At 50.1% G+C, this 17592-nt stretch carries 16 protein-coding genes; 3 read left to right on the top strand and 13 right to left on the bottom strand.

Annotated elements, in window-relative coordinates; all coding sequences use genetic code 11:
* Positions 1 to 252 precede the first annotated feature (252 nt).
* Positions 253 to 714 (bottom strand): PilZ domain-containing protein, encoded by a 462-nt coding sequence (locus tag QNJ26_00955; GenBank protein MDJ0984080.1) that lies wholly within the window; start codon positions 712 to 714, stop codon positions 253 to 255.
* A gap of 444 nt (positions 715 to 1158) precedes the next feature.
* Here QNJ26_00955 and QNJ26_00950 point away from each other — a divergent pair, with 444 nt between their 5' ends.
* Positions 1159 to 1818, top strand: coding sequence for a hypothetical protein (locus QNJ26_00950; GenBank protein MDJ0984079.1), 660 nt, complete (start codon positions 1159 to 1161; stop codon positions 1816 to 1818).
* Positions 1819 to 1833: 15 nt separating this feature from the next.
* Positions 1834 to 2463, top strand: coding sequence for a PilZ domain-containing protein (locus QNJ26_00945; protein ID MDJ0984078.1), 630 nt, complete (start codon positions 1834 to 1836; stop codon positions 2461 to 2463).
* Positions 2464 to 2480: 17 nt separating this feature from the next.
* Here QNJ26_00945 and QNJ26_00940 read toward each other — a convergent pair whose 3' ends face one another.
* From QNJ26_00940 to QNJ26_00885, 12 genes are all read right to left on the bottom strand, one after another.
* Positions 2481 to 3365 carry a DMT family transporter gene (locus QNJ26_00940; GenBank protein ID MDJ0984077.1) on the bottom strand — a complete coding sequence of 295 codons (885 nt, stop codon included), beginning with the start codon at positions 3363 to 3365 and terminating at the stop codon, positions 2481 to 2483.
* 319 nt (positions 3366 to 3684) lie between these two features.
* Positions 3685 to 5100: a four-carbon acid sugar kinase family protein gene (locus QNJ26_00935; protein ID MDJ0984076.1), complete on the bottom strand. Its 1416-nt coding sequence runs from the start codon at positions 5098 to 5100 to the stop codon at positions 3685 to 3687.
* Positions 5101 to 5227: 127 nt separating this feature from the next.
* The gene (locus QNJ26_00930) at positions 5228 to 6379 is read right to left on the bottom strand and encodes an NAD(P)-dependent oxidoreductase (GenBank protein MDJ0984075.1); all 1152 of its coding nucleotides are present in this window, start codon (positions 6377 to 6379) and stop codon (positions 5228 to 5230) included.
* 437 nt (positions 6380 to 6816) lie between these two features.
* Entirely contained in the window at positions 6817 to 7842 is a 1026-nt protein-coding gene (locus tag QNJ26_00925) for a transketolase C-terminal domain-containing protein (protein ID MDJ0984074.1), read from the bottom strand.
* A 5-nt stretch (positions 7843 to 7847) separates the two neighbouring features.
* The gene (locus QNJ26_00920; GenBank protein MDJ0984073.1) at positions 7848 to 8675 is read right to left on the bottom strand and encodes a transketolase; all 828 of its coding nucleotides are present in this window, start codon (positions 8673 to 8675) and stop codon (positions 7848 to 7850) included.
* A 22-nt stretch (positions 8676 to 8697) separates the two neighbouring features.
* The gene (locus tag QNJ26_00915; protein ID MDJ0984072.1) at positions 8698 to 9663 is read right to left on the bottom strand and encodes a sugar phosphate isomerase/epimerase; all 966 of its coding nucleotides are present in this window, start codon (positions 9661 to 9663) and stop codon (positions 8698 to 8700) included.
* Between the two features lie 19 nt (positions 9664 to 9682).
* The gene (locus QNJ26_00910; GenBank protein MDJ0984071.1) at positions 9683 to 11248 is read right to left on the bottom strand and encodes a tripartite tricarboxylate transporter permease; all 1566 of its coding nucleotides are present in this window, start codon (positions 11246 to 11248) and stop codon (positions 9683 to 9685) included.
* A gap of 20 nt (positions 11249 to 11268) precedes the next feature.
* Positions 11269 to 12033, bottom strand: coding sequence for a hypothetical protein (locus QNJ26_00905; GenBank protein ID MDJ0984070.1), 765 nt, complete (start codon positions 12031 to 12033; stop codon positions 11269 to 11271).
* Between the two features lie 112 nt (positions 12034 to 12145).
* A complete protein-coding gene (locus QNJ26_00900) occupies positions 12146 to 13150 on the bottom strand; it encodes a tripartite tricarboxylate transporter substrate binding protein (GenBank protein ID MDJ0984069.1) in 1005 nt (334 codons plus the stop codon).
* A 280-nt stretch (positions 13151 to 13430) separates the two neighbouring features.
* On the bottom strand, positions 13431 to 14417 hold the full coding sequence (locus tag QNJ26_00895; GenBank protein ID MDJ0984068.1) for an aldo/keto reductase: 987 nt from the start codon (positions 14415 to 14417) through the stop codon (positions 13431 to 13433).
* A 30-nt stretch (positions 14418 to 14447) separates the two neighbouring features.
* Positions 14448 to 15152 carry a GntR family transcriptional regulator gene (locus QNJ26_00890; protein ID MDJ0984067.1) on the bottom strand — a complete coding sequence of 235 codons (705 nt, stop codon included), beginning with the start codon at positions 15150 to 15152 and terminating at the stop codon, positions 14448 to 14450.
* Between the two features lie 332 nt (positions 15153 to 15484).
* Complete coding sequence (locus QNJ26_00885) at positions 15485 to 16459, bottom strand: hypothetical protein (protein ID MDJ0984066.1); 975 nt, start codon at positions 16457 to 16459, stop codon at positions 15485 to 15487.
* Positions 16460 to 16653: 194 nt separating this feature from the next.
* Here QNJ26_00885 and QNJ26_00880 point away from each other — a divergent pair, with 194 nt between their 5' ends.
* On the top strand, positions 16654 to 17487 hold the full coding sequence (locus QNJ26_00880; GenBank protein ID MDJ0984065.1) for a 3-keto-5-aminohexanoate cleavage protein: 834 nt from the start codon (positions 16654 to 16656) through the stop codon (positions 17485 to 17487).
* Positions 17488 to 17592: the final 105 nt, after the last annotated feature.

The following is a 17592-nucleotide window of genomic DNA, read 5'->3' as shown; positions in this document are numbered from 1 at the left end:
TCGCTAATCATAGGGTCTTCATTTAGAGAATGCGCACGCAATTGTCAAGCAAAAATATTTGAACGCCAACTTTAGGGAATGGTTCGCGCAGTCAAAAGTTTCCATCGATGACAGCCGTGCCGCGTAAAAGCTGGAGGGTTTAGTCGATTTTACCTAACAATGTCATGTTTTTGTGCGTCGGGCGATGTAAATTCGGTGGAAAGTAAAAGGAGAGTGGCCGGCTACAGGCGCGATTTGCGCCCGCAACCATGACTAGAGTCTGATACTGGGGCTTAAGAGGTTCATTTCGCGGTGACGGTCTCTTGGTTTTAGCCTTTTGCGGCGATCCAGGCCGATTCTGCGATCGATGGCATGTCTGCGCTCTTTGCCGGACCTTCTGTCAAATATGCGTTTAAAGGTAACGCCGATGCCCCGCTGCCCCGAGTGCACCATCCAGCCGCGGATTCGTTTACCCTTATAATATCCATTACTGGGAACGATCAGATCAATGACCTCACCAAACAGAAATTTGGCTCGGGTTTCAATAAAAGCGCCACCGCGACTGACATTTTTAATGACGCCTCTATATTTTTGATCGTTATAAGTGATAAGTATGGATTTGAAGAAGGGTTTGCGGGGATAGCGTCTCGGGTCCTGTTTTTGTTTAACCCTAGCGGCCTTCACGACTGGCTCCGCAAATTTTGCTTGCGTGTATTGTTTTGCGATAGATCTCATGCCACTATTCTGCTCTTTTACCTCCGTTCACATCCTGACTAGCGCCAATTCCAGAATTTCATTTTCAGCCCGGCTGCTGAGCTTTTGGGCGATTTCGTCCAGAATTCGCCATAAATTTGGATGTCCTCCAATATGTGTATAAAGAATTTATGAATTTAAGTCAAATAATTCAAACCAATTTTTAATAAATGAGGCACATTTAAAATTGTGAGGTAAACTTCAACAAATTGGATAATATTTTTCACACCTTACGCGGCATAAATAAGGCAGTTTTATAACCGCTTGATATTTAATATAAAAATAAATTATAAACAAACTTGCGATTTTCGCATAAATTTTGCATAAATTATTATGGTTTAATCTTTTATTGGATTGTGCCGATAAGAAGTTAAGGTATAACGTAATGTAACTATTTAATTTATTAACCACCAACGACGGTTAAAAATGCTGGACAACCTAATACCCAAACTTCGATTGCAGTTGGCCAAAGCGCATAAAGTACTGCCGGAAGATATCGCCGCATCCGTTGAAAAAGTGTACAATGACATTTTGTTGATGCGCGATTACACTATGAATGAATTCCAAAGAATCCAGGATGATAAGAATCTAAACGAGAATGATCGAAATATTGCGCGACGCCAGGTCATTGAGAAGGCCATCACCAAACTTGAAATGCTAAAGTCGCGCCGAAGTGCTGCGGAATTGCTTGAGCGACTGGAAGAAAAATTATCGCAAGATCCGGAAGCCAATGGTGATCGCCTGCTTAGATTTTTAAAGGAACGGGAGGTCCGGGACCGTCTGGCCGGTATGACCGAATCACAGATACTGTCGCATTTTGAAAAATCGCTGATGGAGGGCAGCAATCAGTTGTTGCTGGATGCGATCTTAAACGCGCCCCCCGGATTTGAAATGCTATCCCCCAAGCTGTTGAAAAAGCTCAAACGGGTGCGGGGAAAACATTATTACCCTGAAGTCGTGGCCCAACTGGAGGCCTTGCAGGAAATGAATGCCATTATTATCAAAATGTTCACCATGGTCAGAGCCGAGTTGGACAATCTAAGAAAAAAATATCTACCCATTTATATTGTTGAGAAATCAGCTTAATCGGTAATCCTTTGAATGTTATATAGCGACATGGAAGAAAACCCTGAAAAAAGAGAGAACGCCCGCATCGAGCATCAATGCCTGGTGACAATTGAAAATTTAAAGGCCGGCACGATTCACAAAGCCAAGATGCTCAATTTCAGCGCCACGGGATTATATTTTGAGGCTGATAATCTGTTGCAGCCCGGTGAAGAGGTTTTTGTCGGAATCGATAATTCACCTTTCGCAACCGAGCAGGGCCTTTACGAATGCTATCGGGTTGAAATTGTTTGGCGCAAGGAATTGAAAAAATCGGTATATTATTATGGCTATGGGGCTCAGCACACCATTGATCACCATAAAGTCAATTTGAAAGAAGACGAAACCAGAGAGTGGCAAGATATTCGGCGGCATCAACGCAAAACCTACATCAAATCCGTTCAGTTCGCCGCCGATGACCGCATATTCAATGGGCTCGTAAAAAATATCAGCACTGCCGGTGGTTTTATTGAAGTCGACTCGCACATATCCGCCGGGCAAAGCATTACATTTGTGCTGCCGTTAAAAAACGACCAGAAGGCCATTGTCAAAGGTGAAGTCGTCTGGTCCGGCCCCGATGGATTCGGGCTCAAATTTTTAAGTATTGATAAGCAAGACGCCAGCTAACACCAACATCGCCAAGCTTAACGGCCATCCCTTTCTTTTTCCCATTGCAGCAGTATAATCGATGCGATCACCACTAGGCCGCCCAGCACCTGCAGCGGGCTGAGCATCTCCCCTAAAAAGAGCGCTGAAATAACACTGGCGGTGATGGGCTCCAGTGTGGCTGTAATACTGGCATGGGTGGAACGAATACGGTTGACGCCCTCAAAATACAGCCCAAAAGGCAGGATCGTGCCGCAGACGGCAATGAATAAAATCCAGAACCATACGGCCGGGGTATAGGATCGCAAAAGCGCTTCCAGCGGGGGATGCAGGAGATTCCAGGCCAGGGCGGCAAACAGCAGCCCGTAGAGCAAAACCGTCCAGGGGCTGTATTTTGCCATGCCGTATTCGCTCAAAAGGGTATAGGTGGCAAAGGCTACCGCTGCCAGAAGTCCGCCGATTATGCCGGCGCGATTAAGGGCAAACAGGTCCAGGTTGTAAGCTCCGACCACCAGAAAGCAGCCCGCCACAGTTCCCAATAGCGCCAATCCGCTTTTGAGCGTCAATTTTTGATGCCGGAAAACAGCGGCATACAAGGCCACAAAAACCGGGCCGGTGTAATGCAGTAAAATAGCAGCGGCCACCTTGATCTTGCTGATGGCAAACAGGTAAAAAAACTGGGCGGCACCGATGCCCAGGATGCCTAGCAGAGAAAAGTAAAAAAGATCTTTAACGTCGATTTTTAACAGCTGCCGGTTGCGCCCGACCAGCCACAGCAACAAGCCGCCAAAGGCCAGCGTGACCCGCAGCTGAATCAGCTGATAAGGCGTCATGCCGCTGTTGAACAGGAATTTGGCCCCGCTGCCGGCAGCCGCCCACAACACGGCCGCCAAACAAACATACAGATATCCGATTTTATGCATCGATTGATCTTTTCATTTTGGGGACGAAAATTCTTTGTCAAACCATCGATGATCGCGGAATAAAATATCAGCGACTGCATCGTGCAAACTCATGCATAAAGGAGCGTAACGAAAGAACAAAGATCAAATACAAAATCAACTGTTAATTTAAAATCAACGTGGGGCTCATAAAGCTACATTGAGGCTATGGATGTTCTTTCGCAACGCGCCCTAATGCATTCAGACAGTGCACGATGGCGCTGCTAATAATTTATTCCGCGATCCTTCATACTATTATGCGCTGAATTAAAAAAAGATGAAATAGTTTGTAAAATTCATCTTACGCCGGTCTTAGCTGCTGCACGACCTTGAACAGCGCTTGCTCATCACCGACATTGCCGGGAAATACAATGTAAGCCATACCTGCAAAGCGGCTTTCGCTTCCCAGCTGCCAGACGGGCACTCCCGGCAGAATCTGGCCGAGCACCATGGCTTTTTTGACAATCAAGGCCCGGGTGGCGATATCGCTGGCGGTAATACCGCCTTTGGCCAGAATATAGCGCGGCGTGGCTTCAATGTGCAGCACGATGTCAATCAGGCCTTCTGAGATCTTTTGCCCGATGTGAAGGTTGCTCTTTGCATCCTTGCCGGTGATCAGCCGGCGGCCGGTGAATATGAGCATATCGTTTCCCTGTTTGAGCGCCTGCTCGGCTTTTCGGGCCACCCGCCGGATTTCAGCATTGCGCAGCTCATCGCTAAGCAGCGCGTTGACGTTTACTTCGGCTTGCGACATATCGGTTGCAGGCAGCAGCGCCTTAATCTGCTGGGTGCTGCGCGGCACATAAGAGCCGACCACTATCAGGCCTCCACCGGTAGACGGCATTTGCAAATCCTTTTGTATTAGCAGTTGGCGCGGGGAAATGCCGGCCCGCACCTGCACAAAGGAAGCCGCTGTGCGATATAAAAAGCGTTTGCCGCGGGCTTCGGCTGCCAACAACCCCTGCACAAAGACCTCCAGATCGCGGTAGCTGGCGGCGTTGACCACGCAGCAGCGACTGGCATCTAACGTCATCAACAAGTCGGTTACGGCTTCCGGCCCGCCGCTGCGCAGCATGCTGATCGAAACACTGGCCACATCTTGAGCCGCCATTTGCCCGTTGGTTTTTTCGGCAACCCAGTCGCGCAAATTTGATGCCATATAGCCAAATGCGCGATCGCGGGCAAATTCGGTCTGGGCCGCCGGGACCAGAATCTCTCCCTCATCCACATAGTGCACGTCATCGATGCTGTAGCGGCCGCCTTCCAGAAAAAACGGAATGATCAACCACCCGTCAAAGGGCTGGCCCAGAGCATCCGATAGCGCGGCGACTTCACCGGGGAAATGGCCCCGCAAGGTCGAATCACTGCGGCTGACGACCACAAACTCTCGCCGGGTCTGAGCGGTGGCTGCCGCGAGGTTGTGACCGATTTCGGCACTGACCTCCTGCGCTTTCGGCAAGGTCATACTTCTGGAATTGGTCAGGATGTAAAATGCGGGCAGGTCGTTTTGCAGCTCAGCCGCCAGCGCCTCCGTCGACCAGTGGGTGAGCACCGGCAGGCCGTGGATGGTCTGGGTACCGGTGGGATCATCGTCTAAAACCACCACCTTGCGGCCATCGGCTTTGATTTGTTTTTGAATGGCCGGTCTCAAATCCTGGGGCCATTCCGGCAGCAGGCTGTTGAGCAGTTGATCTTTTGGCAGTCGTTGATAGTCCAAAGTGGGTAGCTAATTCATATCGTATATCGAAAATATGCTGATTTGAATAATGACCAAGGATTCTTCGATCTATCTTCAGCTTTTTATCGGACATGACCGGTCGAACCGCGAAAAATGACTTCTAAGACTATTTATTGTCTTCGTATATTGAAATACCCAACTCTTCGGCGTTGATAATGCTGGGCGCCGCCTTTGGCGCCTCGCCTTCTAAAAATACGGAAATGTCCGGTCGCTGCCAGGCCGGATAGCCTTGCAGTATAGCGGCCACGTTACTGGCGGCCAGCGTGGCCATGCCCTGGCGGGTCCAGCTGGTGGCAGAAGCAATGTGCGGCACGATCACGACATTATCGAGCTCCACCAGACCCGGTTTCATTTCGGGCTCATCTTCAAATACATCCAAACCGGCCTTGAATTCCGGATTTTTTTGGCAATGCGCCACCAGTGCGTCCTCATCGATGACCGGCCCGCGGCTGGTGTTGACGATGATGGCATCTGCTTTCATCAGCGCCAGGCGCTCGGCATTGATTAAGTGGTGGGTGCTGTCATCTAAAATCGTGTGGATACTGACACAGTCGGCTTCCTGCAACAATTCTTCAACAGTTTCTGCGCGTTTGCAGGATACCGGCGCCTGGCCCTGGGATTCTAAAAATTTGCTGTAATTTGCCACATGATTTTCGAGGTCTTCATTTTTGTGCGGGTCATAGTAGACCAGATTCATCTTGTGGCCTTCGACCATCATGTGGGCATAGGCGGCGCCGATGCGACCGGCGCCAATAACCCCCACTGTTTGGCGCCACAGCAGATTACCCATAAACAACGATGGCAGCCAGCCTTTGTATTTGCCCTCTCTTTGAAACCGTTCGGCTTCACCAACGCGGCGGGCGGCGGCAAAGGTCAATGCCACCGCCATTTGGGCGGTGGTTTCGGTCAACACCCCCGGGGTGTTGCCCACCGGGATACCGTGCCGGGTAGCAGCATCCACGTCCACATTGTTGAAGCCCACGGCATAGTTGCTGTAGGCCGTGGCGCCGGCGGCTTTAAGGGCGGCATACAGATCATCACCCCAGGGCTCAGTCAATTGGCCGATAGCGCCGTCACATGAATCCCCGATGGCCGCGATAATCTCTTCGCTGCTGAGCACATCGGGTGAGGTGCAGATCTCGATTTTGCAATCGGCAGCAGTCAGAATATTGAGCCAGCGCTCGCCGGGCAGCTCTTTGGTGACGATCACACGTTTTTTGCCTGAAGGGTTATGGGTCCGCCATTTTTTTGCGCCCATGATGCAAACCTCCTTGAAAGTTCAAATTGTCAACGCTATCTATCACAGAGAACTTAGCAATCAAAGTGGTTTAATGCAACTGCCACTTTTTAATTATTCACCGCAGAGACGCAGAGGCCGCAGAGATGTTTTTTCTTTTTGCTTTCCGTTGAGAGGACGGAAAGCAAAAAACAATCTGCCTTCGGCAAATATTATACAAATTATAAACATCATCCATAATACTGCTATTTTGGTAACATTTAAGAGGCTCAACTATTTATACAGCTGAGAATTAATTTTTTATAACCCGCAGGGTTGAGATAGTTTTGCCTTGTCGGCGTCTCAGCGACAAGGCAAAGAAACTTTTCTCTCTGCGATCTCTGCGTCTCTGCGGTAAAATATCTCTTATTTCAGGCCTTGAGCACAACGAGCGGTGAAAAAATCAAATAAACTTCGCATTAATTTTGATGAAAATTTTTGCGGCTGATGACTTCTTCGACTGCGGCTTCAATATGATTGGCGGAAAGCCCGTATTTTTCCAGCAAATCCAGATAAGGGCCGGACTCGGCAAAGGTATCGCGCACCCCGATGCGTTTCATGGGAATGGGATTATTTTCCACCAGAACCTCGGCCACCGCACTGCCCAACCCCCCGTAGAAGACGTTGTTCTCAGCGGTCACAATGGCGCCGGTCTCGCTGGCAGCCGTAAGCACTGCTTCCTCATCCAGGGGCTTGAGTGTGTGGCAATCGATCACACGAACGTCTATCCCCTTTCGGGACAAATGTTCGGCGGCAATCAACGACTGCACCACCAGGTCGCGGTTGGCGATGATGGTCGCATCGCTGCCATCGCGCACGGTAACGGCTTTGCCGATTTCAAAAGGATAGTTGAGATCAAAAATAGCCGGCACCGGATCGCGTGTAAAACTCAGGTAAACCGGTCCTTGATAATCAGCGGCCGCCCATGTGGCCAACTTGGTGGTTGCCGGATCGGCCGGTGCGATGATGGTTGAATTGGCGATGGCGCGAATGATGGACAAATCCTCCTGCCCCTGATGGGTGACGCCGTCGGGCCCCGGCGTGATGCCCCCGTGGCTGGCGGCGATTTTGACGTTGAGTTTGGGGTAGTGGATGCTGTTGCGCACCATGTCCAACGCCCGCATACTGGCAAATACGGCATAGGTCGTGGCGTAGGGAATCAAACCGGTGGTTGCCATGCCGGCCGCCGCCGCCATCATGTTTTGCTCGGCGATGCCGAAGTTAAATGAGCGATCCGGAAACTTATCGGCAAATTCGTTGGTTTTAATTGATTTGGACACATCCGCGTCGAGCACCACGACTTTGGGATTTTTATCACCCAGCTCCAGCATGGCTTCGGCATAGGAATAGCGTGTTGGCTGCTGCTCGGTTTTGGCGAACACTTCATCAGATGCCAGCAGCGACACGATTTCGGGACTAAGATAATGATATTGATTAATTGCCACGTTAATTACCTCCTAAGCTCTTCTAAGGCTTGATCGGCTTCTTCCTGGCAGGGTGCCTTGCCGTGCCATTCACATACATTTTCCATATATGACACCCCTTTGCCTTTGACCGTATTGGCTACGATGATGGTCGGAGCGCCCTGGTGGGATTTGGCTTCCTCCAGCGCCTGCACCACCTGCGCCATATCATGGCCGTCAATGTCGATCACGTTCCAGCCAAAGGCCTGCCATTTATCGGCCACCGGATCAATGGGCATGATATCATCCACGCTGTAGTCATTTTGCAGGTGGTTGTAATCTAAAATGGCGGTCAGATTATCCAGCTTGAAGCGCGGTGCCGCCATGGCGGCCTCCCAGATGGATCCTTCCTGGGATTCACCGTCACCAATGACCACAAAGACATGATAATCTTTTTTCTGCAGCTTTGCGCTCAGCGCCATGCCCAGCCCGGCTGACAGCCCATGACCCAGAGAGCCGGCGGTCATATCGATCCCGGGGGTTTTGTTCATGTCCGGATGGCCTTGCAGGATGCTGCCCATCTGGCGCAGGGTCTTCAGATGCGATTTGTCAAAATAGCCGCGCCCGGCCAGAGCCGCATACCAGACCGGACAGGCATGGCCTTTGGATAAAATAAAGCGATCGCGGTCGGGCCAGTCCGGATTTTCGGGATCGATGCGCATTACGCGGAAGTAAAGCGCTGTGACCACATCAGTGGCTGAAAGCGAGCCGCCCGGATGACCGGCCGACGCGGTGCAGATCATATCGATGATGTCACAGCGGACGGCCACCGCCATTTTTTCGAGTTCTTCTATGCTCATAGGTTCTGAAGACATTGTAATTTAAACTCCTTTGCTTTTATTTTAACGAGAAAATGTTGGCCTCAATGAATTGCCATGTTTGCAGATAATCGCTTCCGGCAATTAATCCCTCAAACTCATCCATGTCAATTTGCTCGAATAGCTTCCAGATTCGGTTGGACAACCGGCTGTTGGCTTCAAAGGTGCCTTTGATTTCCCAGCGGGTTGGCGAGGTGTCTGAGGTCAGGTAATCGTTGTAGTTGTATTTTTTGAGGTAATACAGAAACTCGACATACTCTAAAAAATGCTTGGTCCCACAAAAATAGTCCCAATCCCAGCGACCATCGTTGTCATTGACGTGAATGTAGTAGCGGTAGGGGCTATTGGCCAGCAACGATACGGCTTCGGCCGGATTTTCGTTGCCGTACATGGAATGCCCGAAATCCAACGTGACCCCCATGTCTTTGCACTGAATATCGTTGAGCAGGCACAGGGTTTTGGCCGCATTGTCCACAAAACAGCGACCGCGGGTTTCACTGGGTTTATATTCGATGCACAGTGGTACGGTGGTTTTATAGCTACCGGCTTCGCCAAAGGTTTCAATCAAATATTTCCAGGTGGTGGCGTAGTCATACTGAAACGAAAACTCATAGCCATCCCCCAGCGGGCAGCAGGTGACCTTATCGGCCCCGACGGCTTCTGCAAAATCCTTGGCTTCTTTGATAAAGCGCACGGCCTTATCGCGCACGGCCTTGTCATGGGAGGTCAAGCCACCGTTGCGAAACTCGGGCTCGGCTTTGACATTCACATTCACGGCGGCGATATTCAGATTGTATTTGTCTAAAATCTCTTTGGTGGTCTTGGGGTCGCTGACCTCGTAGGGATAAACGATCTCCACACCGTCATAGCCCTCGATCTGGGTCATTAGCTTAAATTTTTGATCCAGATCTAACGGCTTGTTGTATTCATGAAAGCGGTCTTTTGTCTGGGACAAAAACCCAGTGATAATACCCATCTTTAACATTTCATCCTCCTTGATTGCATTAGCCTTCATCGGGTACATCGACCTCGAAGTCAGCCTCGCAAGATTTGCGGCGGAAAATTTTGTCCATCAACTTATTTTTAAAATTACGGTAGGCCGGAAACTGGCTGACCACGGTCCAGACAATCACCAGAAAAAGAATCAGCGAAACCGGTCGGGTAAAAACCGGCAGAAAGCTGCCCTGAGATACCATCAGCGCCCGTCTGAGATTCTCGTCGGCCATAGGCCCCAGGATGACGCCGATGACCAGCGGGGCAATCGGATAGCCCATTTCGATTAGAAAATAGCTGATAATGCCCACCGGCAGCATCAAGTACAGATTCCAGATATTGATACCCAGCGCATAGGAGCCGATGATACACAAAATGCCGATGATGGGCATAAACAGCTGAACCGGGATGCGCAGTACCTTAACCACTTGTTTGGCCAGCAGCATGCCCACCACCCACATGCTCAATGACGCCAGCAGCAGGATGGCCGCCACCTCCATAATAAAAGTGGGGTGCTCAAAAGTAATCATCGGACCGGGTGTGACGCCGTGCAGCATTAAAGCGCCAAGCAGCATGGCCGCCGGCGGGCTGCCTGGAATGCCAAGATTAAGCAGCGGGATCATAGCGCCGCCCACACAGGCATTGTTGGCCACCTCGGTGGACAGAACAGCGGTAATTTCACCTTTGCCAAAGCGCTCCGGGTGCTTGGAGGTGTTTTTGGCCGTGCCGTAGGATACCCAGGCGGCAATGTCTTCGCCGATGCCGGGCACCGATCCAATTCCCACACCGATAAGGGCGGAGCGAATAATTCGGGGAATATTGCGCACAATAGTTCCAAACTCAGGCAGGATGCGCTGAAACTTCTGGGTCTCACCGATCTGGAAGCGGTCCTTTAGAACCTGAATGATTTGCGGTATGCCAAAAGCACCAATCAGCACCGGCACCACTTCAATGCCACTGTCCAGTTCTGGTATGCCAAAAGTAAACCGCGGATAAAACTGCAGCAGGTCGCGGCCGACACAGGCCATAAAAAGTCCCAAAAAGCCCGCGATCCATCCTTTAATAACCAGATCCGGGCTGGTCAGAGTGCCGCTGATCAGAATGCCGAAAAATGCCAGCAGGAAAAACTCAAATGACGTGAACTGAAGCGCAAAAAACGAAATGAGTGGCGATATACTGACCAGAAACAGCATGCTGATAATCGTACCGATGGCCGATGCGGTGGTGGTCAGGCCAATGGCGCGACCGCCCTCACCTTTGCAGGCCAGCGGGTAGCCGTCCAGAGCGGTGGCGGCCGAAGCTGCTGTGCCGGGGATATTGATCAAAATGGAGGCATACGATCCGCCGTAGGTCCCACCGACATAGATCGCCAGTAGGCAGAGCATGGCGGTGGGGGTGTCCATGCCGTAGGTCAAGGCCGTTAACAGCGCAACTCCTAAAGTGGACGTTAGTCCCGGCATGGCGCCAAACATAATGCCCATCATCACAGAACTGAGCAGAATCAATATATTTAACGGGTCTGATGCCAGATGAAATACCATCTGGAAATAGGTCCCGATTCTTTCGAAAATCACCATGAAAAAACGCTTCCCTTATATTAAAATTCAAAGTACCAAATCGCATCCAACAGGGCGACCACCATACCCTCGGCGGGCATGGGCACCAGCAGAAAATATTTGAAAATCGCACCAACGAGCAGGGGCGCCACAATGGCAACAATCAGACCAATTCGATATTTCCTGCGCAATACCGGACTGCTTCGAGTCAGCCGCCAGGCATAAAAACAGTATCCAAGGATAAACAACAGAGCCAGAATGTCTTTTGCGAAGGGCACTGCCTGGCTGAGCAACCCGTCTATTCGCGCTGCAAAGTAAATGATAAAAAAGACCGTTCCGGCCAGGTAGAAAAAGAAGAGTTTTTTGAGAAGCTCAGGCTCATCAAAGTAGAACATTGTAATAAAAACGCTTAAAAACAGAAACGCACTCAGAAAAAAATCGATTCGCGGGATATACAGGTAAACCAGTGCCAAAAAAAGCGCGGCAATCGCATAAAACCGCAAATTGGACATGGTGTTTAAAAACTGAAGCAATTCTTTGCTGAACAGCCATTGCAGGGTGTTGCCGAAGGCTTTCAGACCAATGGTTTTCAGCGCCGTTCGAACGAGCAGCAGACCCAGCAACATGATCATTCCGCCGACAAACAGCGGAAACAGGGCCGGCGAAACGAACCAGACATTCTGCACACCGCCCCAGCTGTCTTTCATGGGCATTTTAGACGCCTGCCAGACCACCCAGGCGCCGAACAAAACAATGATGATGCCCGAGTAGGCATCTGCCTTACGAAGTTTTTCTTTTTCCAGCATGATGAACGACCTTCTATATTATACCGAATGAGCGCTAGGCGCTCGGCTGTTCCAAATTAAGAATTGTCAGAGGCAGGTATTTTCCAATACCTGCCTCTGACACATTCAATGTTTATGGTTTGGGTATGTTGAGGCTTGCCGGGTCTACTTTAGCCGCTTTCAGCTCCCACAGGGTCCAGGCAAAATTGGATTGCAGGGCGTCAAATACTTTTCTTGACTCTGCGCCGGTTTTGCCCGACAGCAGGTAGTAATTTTCCTTGGCCCAGTTTTTGACCTTATCTGTGGCCATGGCTTGTTTGAACGCTTTCACCAGAACAGCTTTACGGTCTTCGGGAACATCGGCCGGAACCGCAAATCCGATGGCCTGGGAGATGGGCAGGTACTTGGACAGGTTCGGATATGAATCAAACGATGAAGGGATCGTGCCCAGTCCTTCGACTTCAAACGGCTGCGGAATCAGCATGGCCAGAGCTCTTAATTTGCCGCCGCGCAGCAGTTGCTGTTGCTCGGCCAAAGAGGTGACCACCACCGATACTTCACCGGCCATGGCCGCATTCTGGCTGGGTGCCGAACCTTTGTAAGGAATGAAGTTAAAGTCAGCGCCGGAGCCGTTTTCCACTGCCAGCAGATTCAGATGATGGATGGAGCCGGCACCGCTGGCCGCTGCTTTAATGCTGCCGGGTTTGGCTTTGGCGGCTTCGATCAGGTCTTTAAGCGTCTTATAGGGCGTGTCCGGGGTGACCGAAATGATATCCGGTGAACCGCCAACGATAAAAACGTCCCAAACGTTAAAATTTTTGTCCCAGCCACCCTGCACACCGGCGGTGACGTTGGATTCAGACAGACCGGTTAAGGTGTATCCGTCGTGGGGTCTGGAAAAACCGTACATCATACCCACCGAACCGGCCACTCCACCCGTTTTGTTGATCACATTGATGTTGACCCCTAAAAATTTCTGCATCTCAGCGGAGATGATGCGGTTGCAGGTATCGGTTCCGCCGCCTGCGCCCCAGACGACCACATTGGTGATGTTGCGTTTTGGAAAATTATCAGCGGCGTGAACGCCGGTTGCCATGGCCAGCAGTATTACTAGACCAATAAACAATACCTTTTTCATTGCCTAACCCTCCTTTTTTGATGTGTTGGTTTTCCTGGACCGTTTAGGCCCATCTAATGTTTGGCAGCCTGCTGCACGATATCGGGTGATCGATACGCTCCGCTGCCGATTTCACCAGGAATTAAATTTCAGGCAAAACCAAACGCCTTTAGGATACGCTTTTTTTATACCTCCTTTCTGCATGATGCCGGCTACTCACGACCAACCGGCCTTAACGGGTTTCAGTGTACATCAATTTTAGCTAAGACCACTTTCTGTTCGCTCCGGCGGTCACCTTGGTTTAGGTGCGCCAGCCGGCTGTATTAAAATGATTCGATACAAATCCACCGGGTTCTACCAGCTGATCGCAAAGTGCCAAATCGGCATCATCGAGATCAAGATCAGCTGCCAGAAGTAATTCATTTAAATGATTCAGGGTGCGCGGGCCGATAATCGAGGCGGTTATCCCCGGTTGATGCAGCACCCAGGCCACCGCCAGCTGGGGCAGGCTGCAGCCTTTGTCTGCAGCGTGTCGGGCCAGCTGCCGAGCGACTTCAATGCCCGCCTGGGTGATGCGTTCGGCATAAATCGACTTAAAAGCCCCCCGGCTGCCCGCTGGTATATCAGCCGCATCCTGGTAGCGGCCGGCTAAAACACCCTGGGCCAGCGGCGACCAGGAGATGATGCCCATATCATAGGCTTTGCACATGGGCACGATCTCCTGTTCAACCCGGCGATCGAGCAGGTTATAGGGGGGTTGCTCGCAAATGAATTTGGGATAATGGTGCTTGTCGGCGATCCACCAGGCCTCCACTGTCCGCCAGGGCGGATGGGTTGAGCAGCCGATGTAGCGCACCTTGCCTTGCTGCATCAGCAAATCCAGGGCTGCCAGCGATTCTTCCTGGGGCACGTTAAAATCAGTGCGGTGCAGAAAATAAATATCGATCCAGTCGGTTTTGAGTCGTCTTAAACTGTTTTCGCAGCCGCTGATAATATGATGCTTTGAATTTCCGGCATCATTGGGCCCGCTGCCGGTGGGTAAAAATACTTTCGACGTCAGGAACACCTCGTTTCTTTTGCCATTGTCAGCCAGGGCTTTGCCGAGGATGCGTTCACTTTCTCCGTCTGCATAAACATCTGCGCAGTCCAGGATATTAACCCCGGCATCCAAGGCCGCATGGATAATGCTAAATGCTTCGGTCTTATCGGTTGGATTGCCGAAATTCATTGTGCCCAGCGCCAGTTTGGAAATGTTTAGGCCGGATCGTCCCAGCCGACGGTATTCCATATCACTTTCCTTCAAAGCCCGGGTGTCAGATCAAAATGACGGCCGGATAATGTTATCACTGTCAGATTCCTGTTGTTCATCGTTAATATCCTGTCTGAGGTGTGCAATGGTCTTTCTTAAATGCCGCCGCATTAAAATTTCGGCCGCCTCCGGATTCCTTTCGCTGATGGCCTTTATCACGGCCAGATGCTCTTCGATGGTTTCATTGGGCGGCCTGACCAACCCTTCAGTCGACAGGTATTGATAACTGGCGGTGATAAAGTTGTAGGTTTGCAGGATGCTCTTTAAAAATTCCTTGGCGCCGATTTCGGTAATATAATTATGAAACCGACGGTCTTCTTTGGCATAAGCTCTAAAATCGGTAATGTCGCTATATTCGGCAAAGGATTTGAAAAAACCCCTTAGGATGTCGATTTGTTCATCGGTGATGTTGGCCGCTGCCCGTTTGGCTGCCAGACCCTCCAATACTTCGCGCAGCTCAAATATGCTGACCATCTCCTCTTTGGAAAACAGGCGCACGAAATACCCGCGGCGGGGCTTGGACTCCACCAATTTTTCATGTTCCAAAAATTTAAGGGCACTGACCAGGGGAGTGCGGCTGATACCCAGCTCCTGGGCCAGTTTTTCCTGGGGGATTTTTTCGCCGGGCAGAATCTGGCGTTCGGTGATCATGTGCTTGACGATTTCATAGGCCTTTTGATCTAAATTTTCATGCTCTGCGCCTAGATTTTTCATCGCCTTATCCTTTCACACGTCTGGTCGGATTGCATGTTCAGCGGCTGGGAAGGTTGAAATTGGTTCATGGATTCAGAGGTGTAGAGTGCCGCATGCAGGATAATTTTGTATTTTGCATTTTGTATGCAAAATTTAATACCGTTTTGGGGCCTTATTGTCAAGAAATATTTTATATAACGTATAGCTAATAATTTTAGTAAGATAAAAGATTTTTTGCAGATAATCTGTCATTGTAAGCGTCAATATGCTCGATGGCTTTGATGAAGATACGGATTACACCCAATAGAAGATGGCAGGTCGGCTGGTAACATCCCGGATTATAGATATAAAACTTATATCCAGGTAATGAGGATCAATAAAACCGGCAAAACGACAATGAGCAGCGCCGTAGTAAAAAACCAGCATGAATTGGCCAGATCCAGATCCAGATCATAAATCGAGGGTGGGATCAGGGCATTGAATGCCACCGGCATAGAGGCCAGAATCATAACGACCTTTAGCGGCAGGCCGTTGTCGATTTGGCTGAAACCAAATAGGTAGGCCAGTGAGGTTGCCAAAATGGGCACCAGGATAAATTTGATAACTGAAATCGACATGCACTCTTTGAGATAATCACGCACTTTTCTGAATTTCAGGGCAAGCCCGATGGAAGTCAACAGCAAGATGGTACCCAGCGGAACAAAAACCGAAATAACGTTTTTATAAAAATCTGGCCGTTGAACACCGCTAAAATTGAGTAAACCACCGATGACAATACTGGAAACCGCCACCAGAATGAACGGATCCCGGGTAAAGCTTTTAATCCGATCACTGATGTGCTCTTTGCTCGAACTGCTGCTGTAGTATTTGGCAATTGGAAATCCAATCGAATAATAGGACAGCTCTTCAAACAGTTTATAGATCGGCACCAGGGCAAATCCCTTCTCGCCCAAAAACACAAAACACACCATGGCACCGATGGAACCTATATTGGTAAACGCTCCGCATCCATAAAGTGCGCCGGTTTTTTGCGGTTCCAGCTTCAACATATGGGCGACGCTCAGCGCCATCACGCCGCCGGCCAGAAGCGCAAAAAGCCCGATAAAGGGCAGCGCCACCAGGGCAACACTTTTTAAGCTCACCACCCAGATCGCGCCGACAATAGCAATCGGATTGAGAAAAAGAAGCGCAATGCGCTGCAGCAGCTTTCTGAGGTCATCGATATGAAGGGGCAACTTGATCCACTGTTGTTTGACCAGGATCTGAATGATGTATCCCAGTGACAAACCGAATAAAATGATACTGAAGGAATAGATAAATTTAGACATGCCCAATGGCTTTCTTTTGCAGAATCCGGCGTGCGCTTTAACGTGATGCCTTATACCTAGCAAATTGACTGTGTGGCAACCCCAATTGGATATCTTCGATGCCAATTACCGATTATGTATTGACAGGTAGTCGCGTTCCAATCTACACCATTTCAAAACTTCCAACCCAACACTTCTTACCAGGAATAGATGCAATGAAACATCAAAAAGCCCGCAAAATTATTGTGGCCGTTGCCCCGACCGGCAAAAAAATTAAACCGCCGTCAACCAATCCCTTGACCCCGCAAGATGTGGCGCAGCAGGTAATCGCCTGTGAAAAGGCCGGTGCCAGCATGGTGCATATGCATGTGCGCGATCAGCAAGGGGAGCAGACCGAAGATATCACGGATTTCTCAGCAACTTTAGATCTCATTCGCAAAGATTCGGACATTGTCATTCAGGGCTCCACCGGCGGTCTGACTGATTTGACCCTCGAGCAACGCTGCGTGGCTTTAGATGATGCCCGGGTCGAGGTGGCATCATTAAATATGGGCTCCATCAATTTCGGTGAAGATGTCTATGTCAACCGAATGCCGGATATTCGCTACTGGGCCCGGCGCATTGAAGAGTCCCACGTCGTCCCGGAGCTTGAGATTTTTGCTGCCGGTATGCTGCCCGCCTACATCAAGCTGCTGGAAGAAGGGGTGCTCAAAGCGCCCTATTCGATTGGGTTTGTCCTGGGGGTGCGCTGGGCGCTGCCGGCCAATGCTGAAACACTGTTATTTATGAAAACCCTGCTGCCCGAAAAAGATGTGCCCTGGGGAGTGATCCATGCTGGGATGAAGGATTTTTCCCTGCTGGCTACCGCCATCGGCATGGGGGCTGCGGTGGTGCGCGTGGGTTTTGAAGACAGTCCCTATTTTGCGTCGGGCAAAGCTGCTGAAACAAACGCCGAGCTGGTCGAAAGAATCGTGTCGCTGATTCATCAGATGGGATTTGAAGTGGCGACCTGTGATGAAGCCAGAGAAATTCTTGAAATCGGTAAATAATAAACCATAAAAAAATGATTTGAAGCCGTCTCAAAAATAGTAGATCACGCTCAAGGGCAAGGCGAAAACCGATTCAAAAGTGGAGCATACACGATAGTATTCGAG

It is taken from the genome of Desulfobacterales bacterium (genome assembly GCA_030066985.1).
In the GTDB taxonomy this organism is placed as follows: domain Bacteria; phylum Desulfobacterota; class Desulfobacteria; order Desulfobacterales; family JAHEIW01; genus JAHEIW01.
Note: the sequence above shows the minus strand (reverse complement) of the source record. Positions and strands in the feature narration are given on the sequence as shown.

Excerpts from the sequence above, each read along its gene's own strand:
- QNJ26_00930 (MDJ0984075.1), bottom strand. The coding sequence starts at position 6,379 with ATGGGCGCAAAAAAATGGCGGACCCATAACCCTTCAGGCAAAAAACGT.
- QNJ26_00920 (MDJ0984073.1), bottom strand. The coding sequence starts at position 8,675 with ATGTCTTCAGAACCTATGAGCATAGAAGAACTCGAAAAAATGGCGGTG.
- QNJ26_00940 (MDJ0984077.1), bottom strand. The coding sequence starts at position 3,365 with ATGCATAAAATCGGATATCTGTATGTTTGTTTGGCGGCCGTGTTGTGG.
- QNJ26_00945 (MDJ0984078.1), top strand. The coding sequence starts at position 1,834 with ATGTTATATAGCGACATGGAAGAAAACCCTGAAAAAAGAGAGAACGCC.
- QNJ26_00880 (MDJ0984065.1), top strand. The coding sequence starts at position 16,654 with ATGAAACATCAAAAAGCCCGCAAAATTATTGTGGCCGTTGCCCCGACC.
- QNJ26_00890 (MDJ0984067.1), bottom strand. The coding sequence starts at position 15,152 with ATGAAAAATCTAGGCGCAGAGCATGAAAATTTAGATCAAAAGGCCTAT.
- QNJ26_00910 (MDJ0984071.1), bottom strand. The coding sequence starts at position 11,248 with ATGGTGATTTTCGAAAGAATCGGGACCTATTTCCAGATGGTATTTCAT.
- QNJ26_00950 (MDJ0984079.1), top strand. The coding sequence starts at position 1,159 with ATGCTGGACAACCTAATACCCAAACTTCGATTGCAGTTGGCCAAAGCG.
- QNJ26_00895 (MDJ0984068.1), bottom strand. The coding sequence starts at position 14,417 with ATGGAATACCGTCGGCTGGGACGATCCGGCCTAAACATTTCCAAACTG.
- QNJ26_00885 (MDJ0984066.1), bottom strand. The coding sequence starts at position 16,459 with ATGTCTAAATTTATCTATTCCTTCAGTATCATTTTATTCGGTTTGTCA.
- QNJ26_00955 (MDJ0984080.1), bottom strand. The coding sequence starts at position 714 with ATGAGATCTATCGCAAAACAATACACGCAAGCAAAATTTGCGGAGCCA.
- QNJ26_00900 (MDJ0984069.1), bottom strand. The coding sequence starts at position 13,150 with ATGAAAAAGGTATTGTTTATTGGTCTAGTAATACTGCTGGCCATGGCA.
- QNJ26_00905 (MDJ0984070.1), bottom strand. The coding sequence starts at position 12,033 with ATGCTGGAAAAAGAAAAACTTCGTAAGGCAGATGCCTACTCGGGCATC.
- QNJ26_00915 (MDJ0984072.1), bottom strand. The coding sequence starts at position 9,663 with ATGTTAAAGATGGGTATTATCACTGGGTTTTTGTCCCAGACAAAAGAC.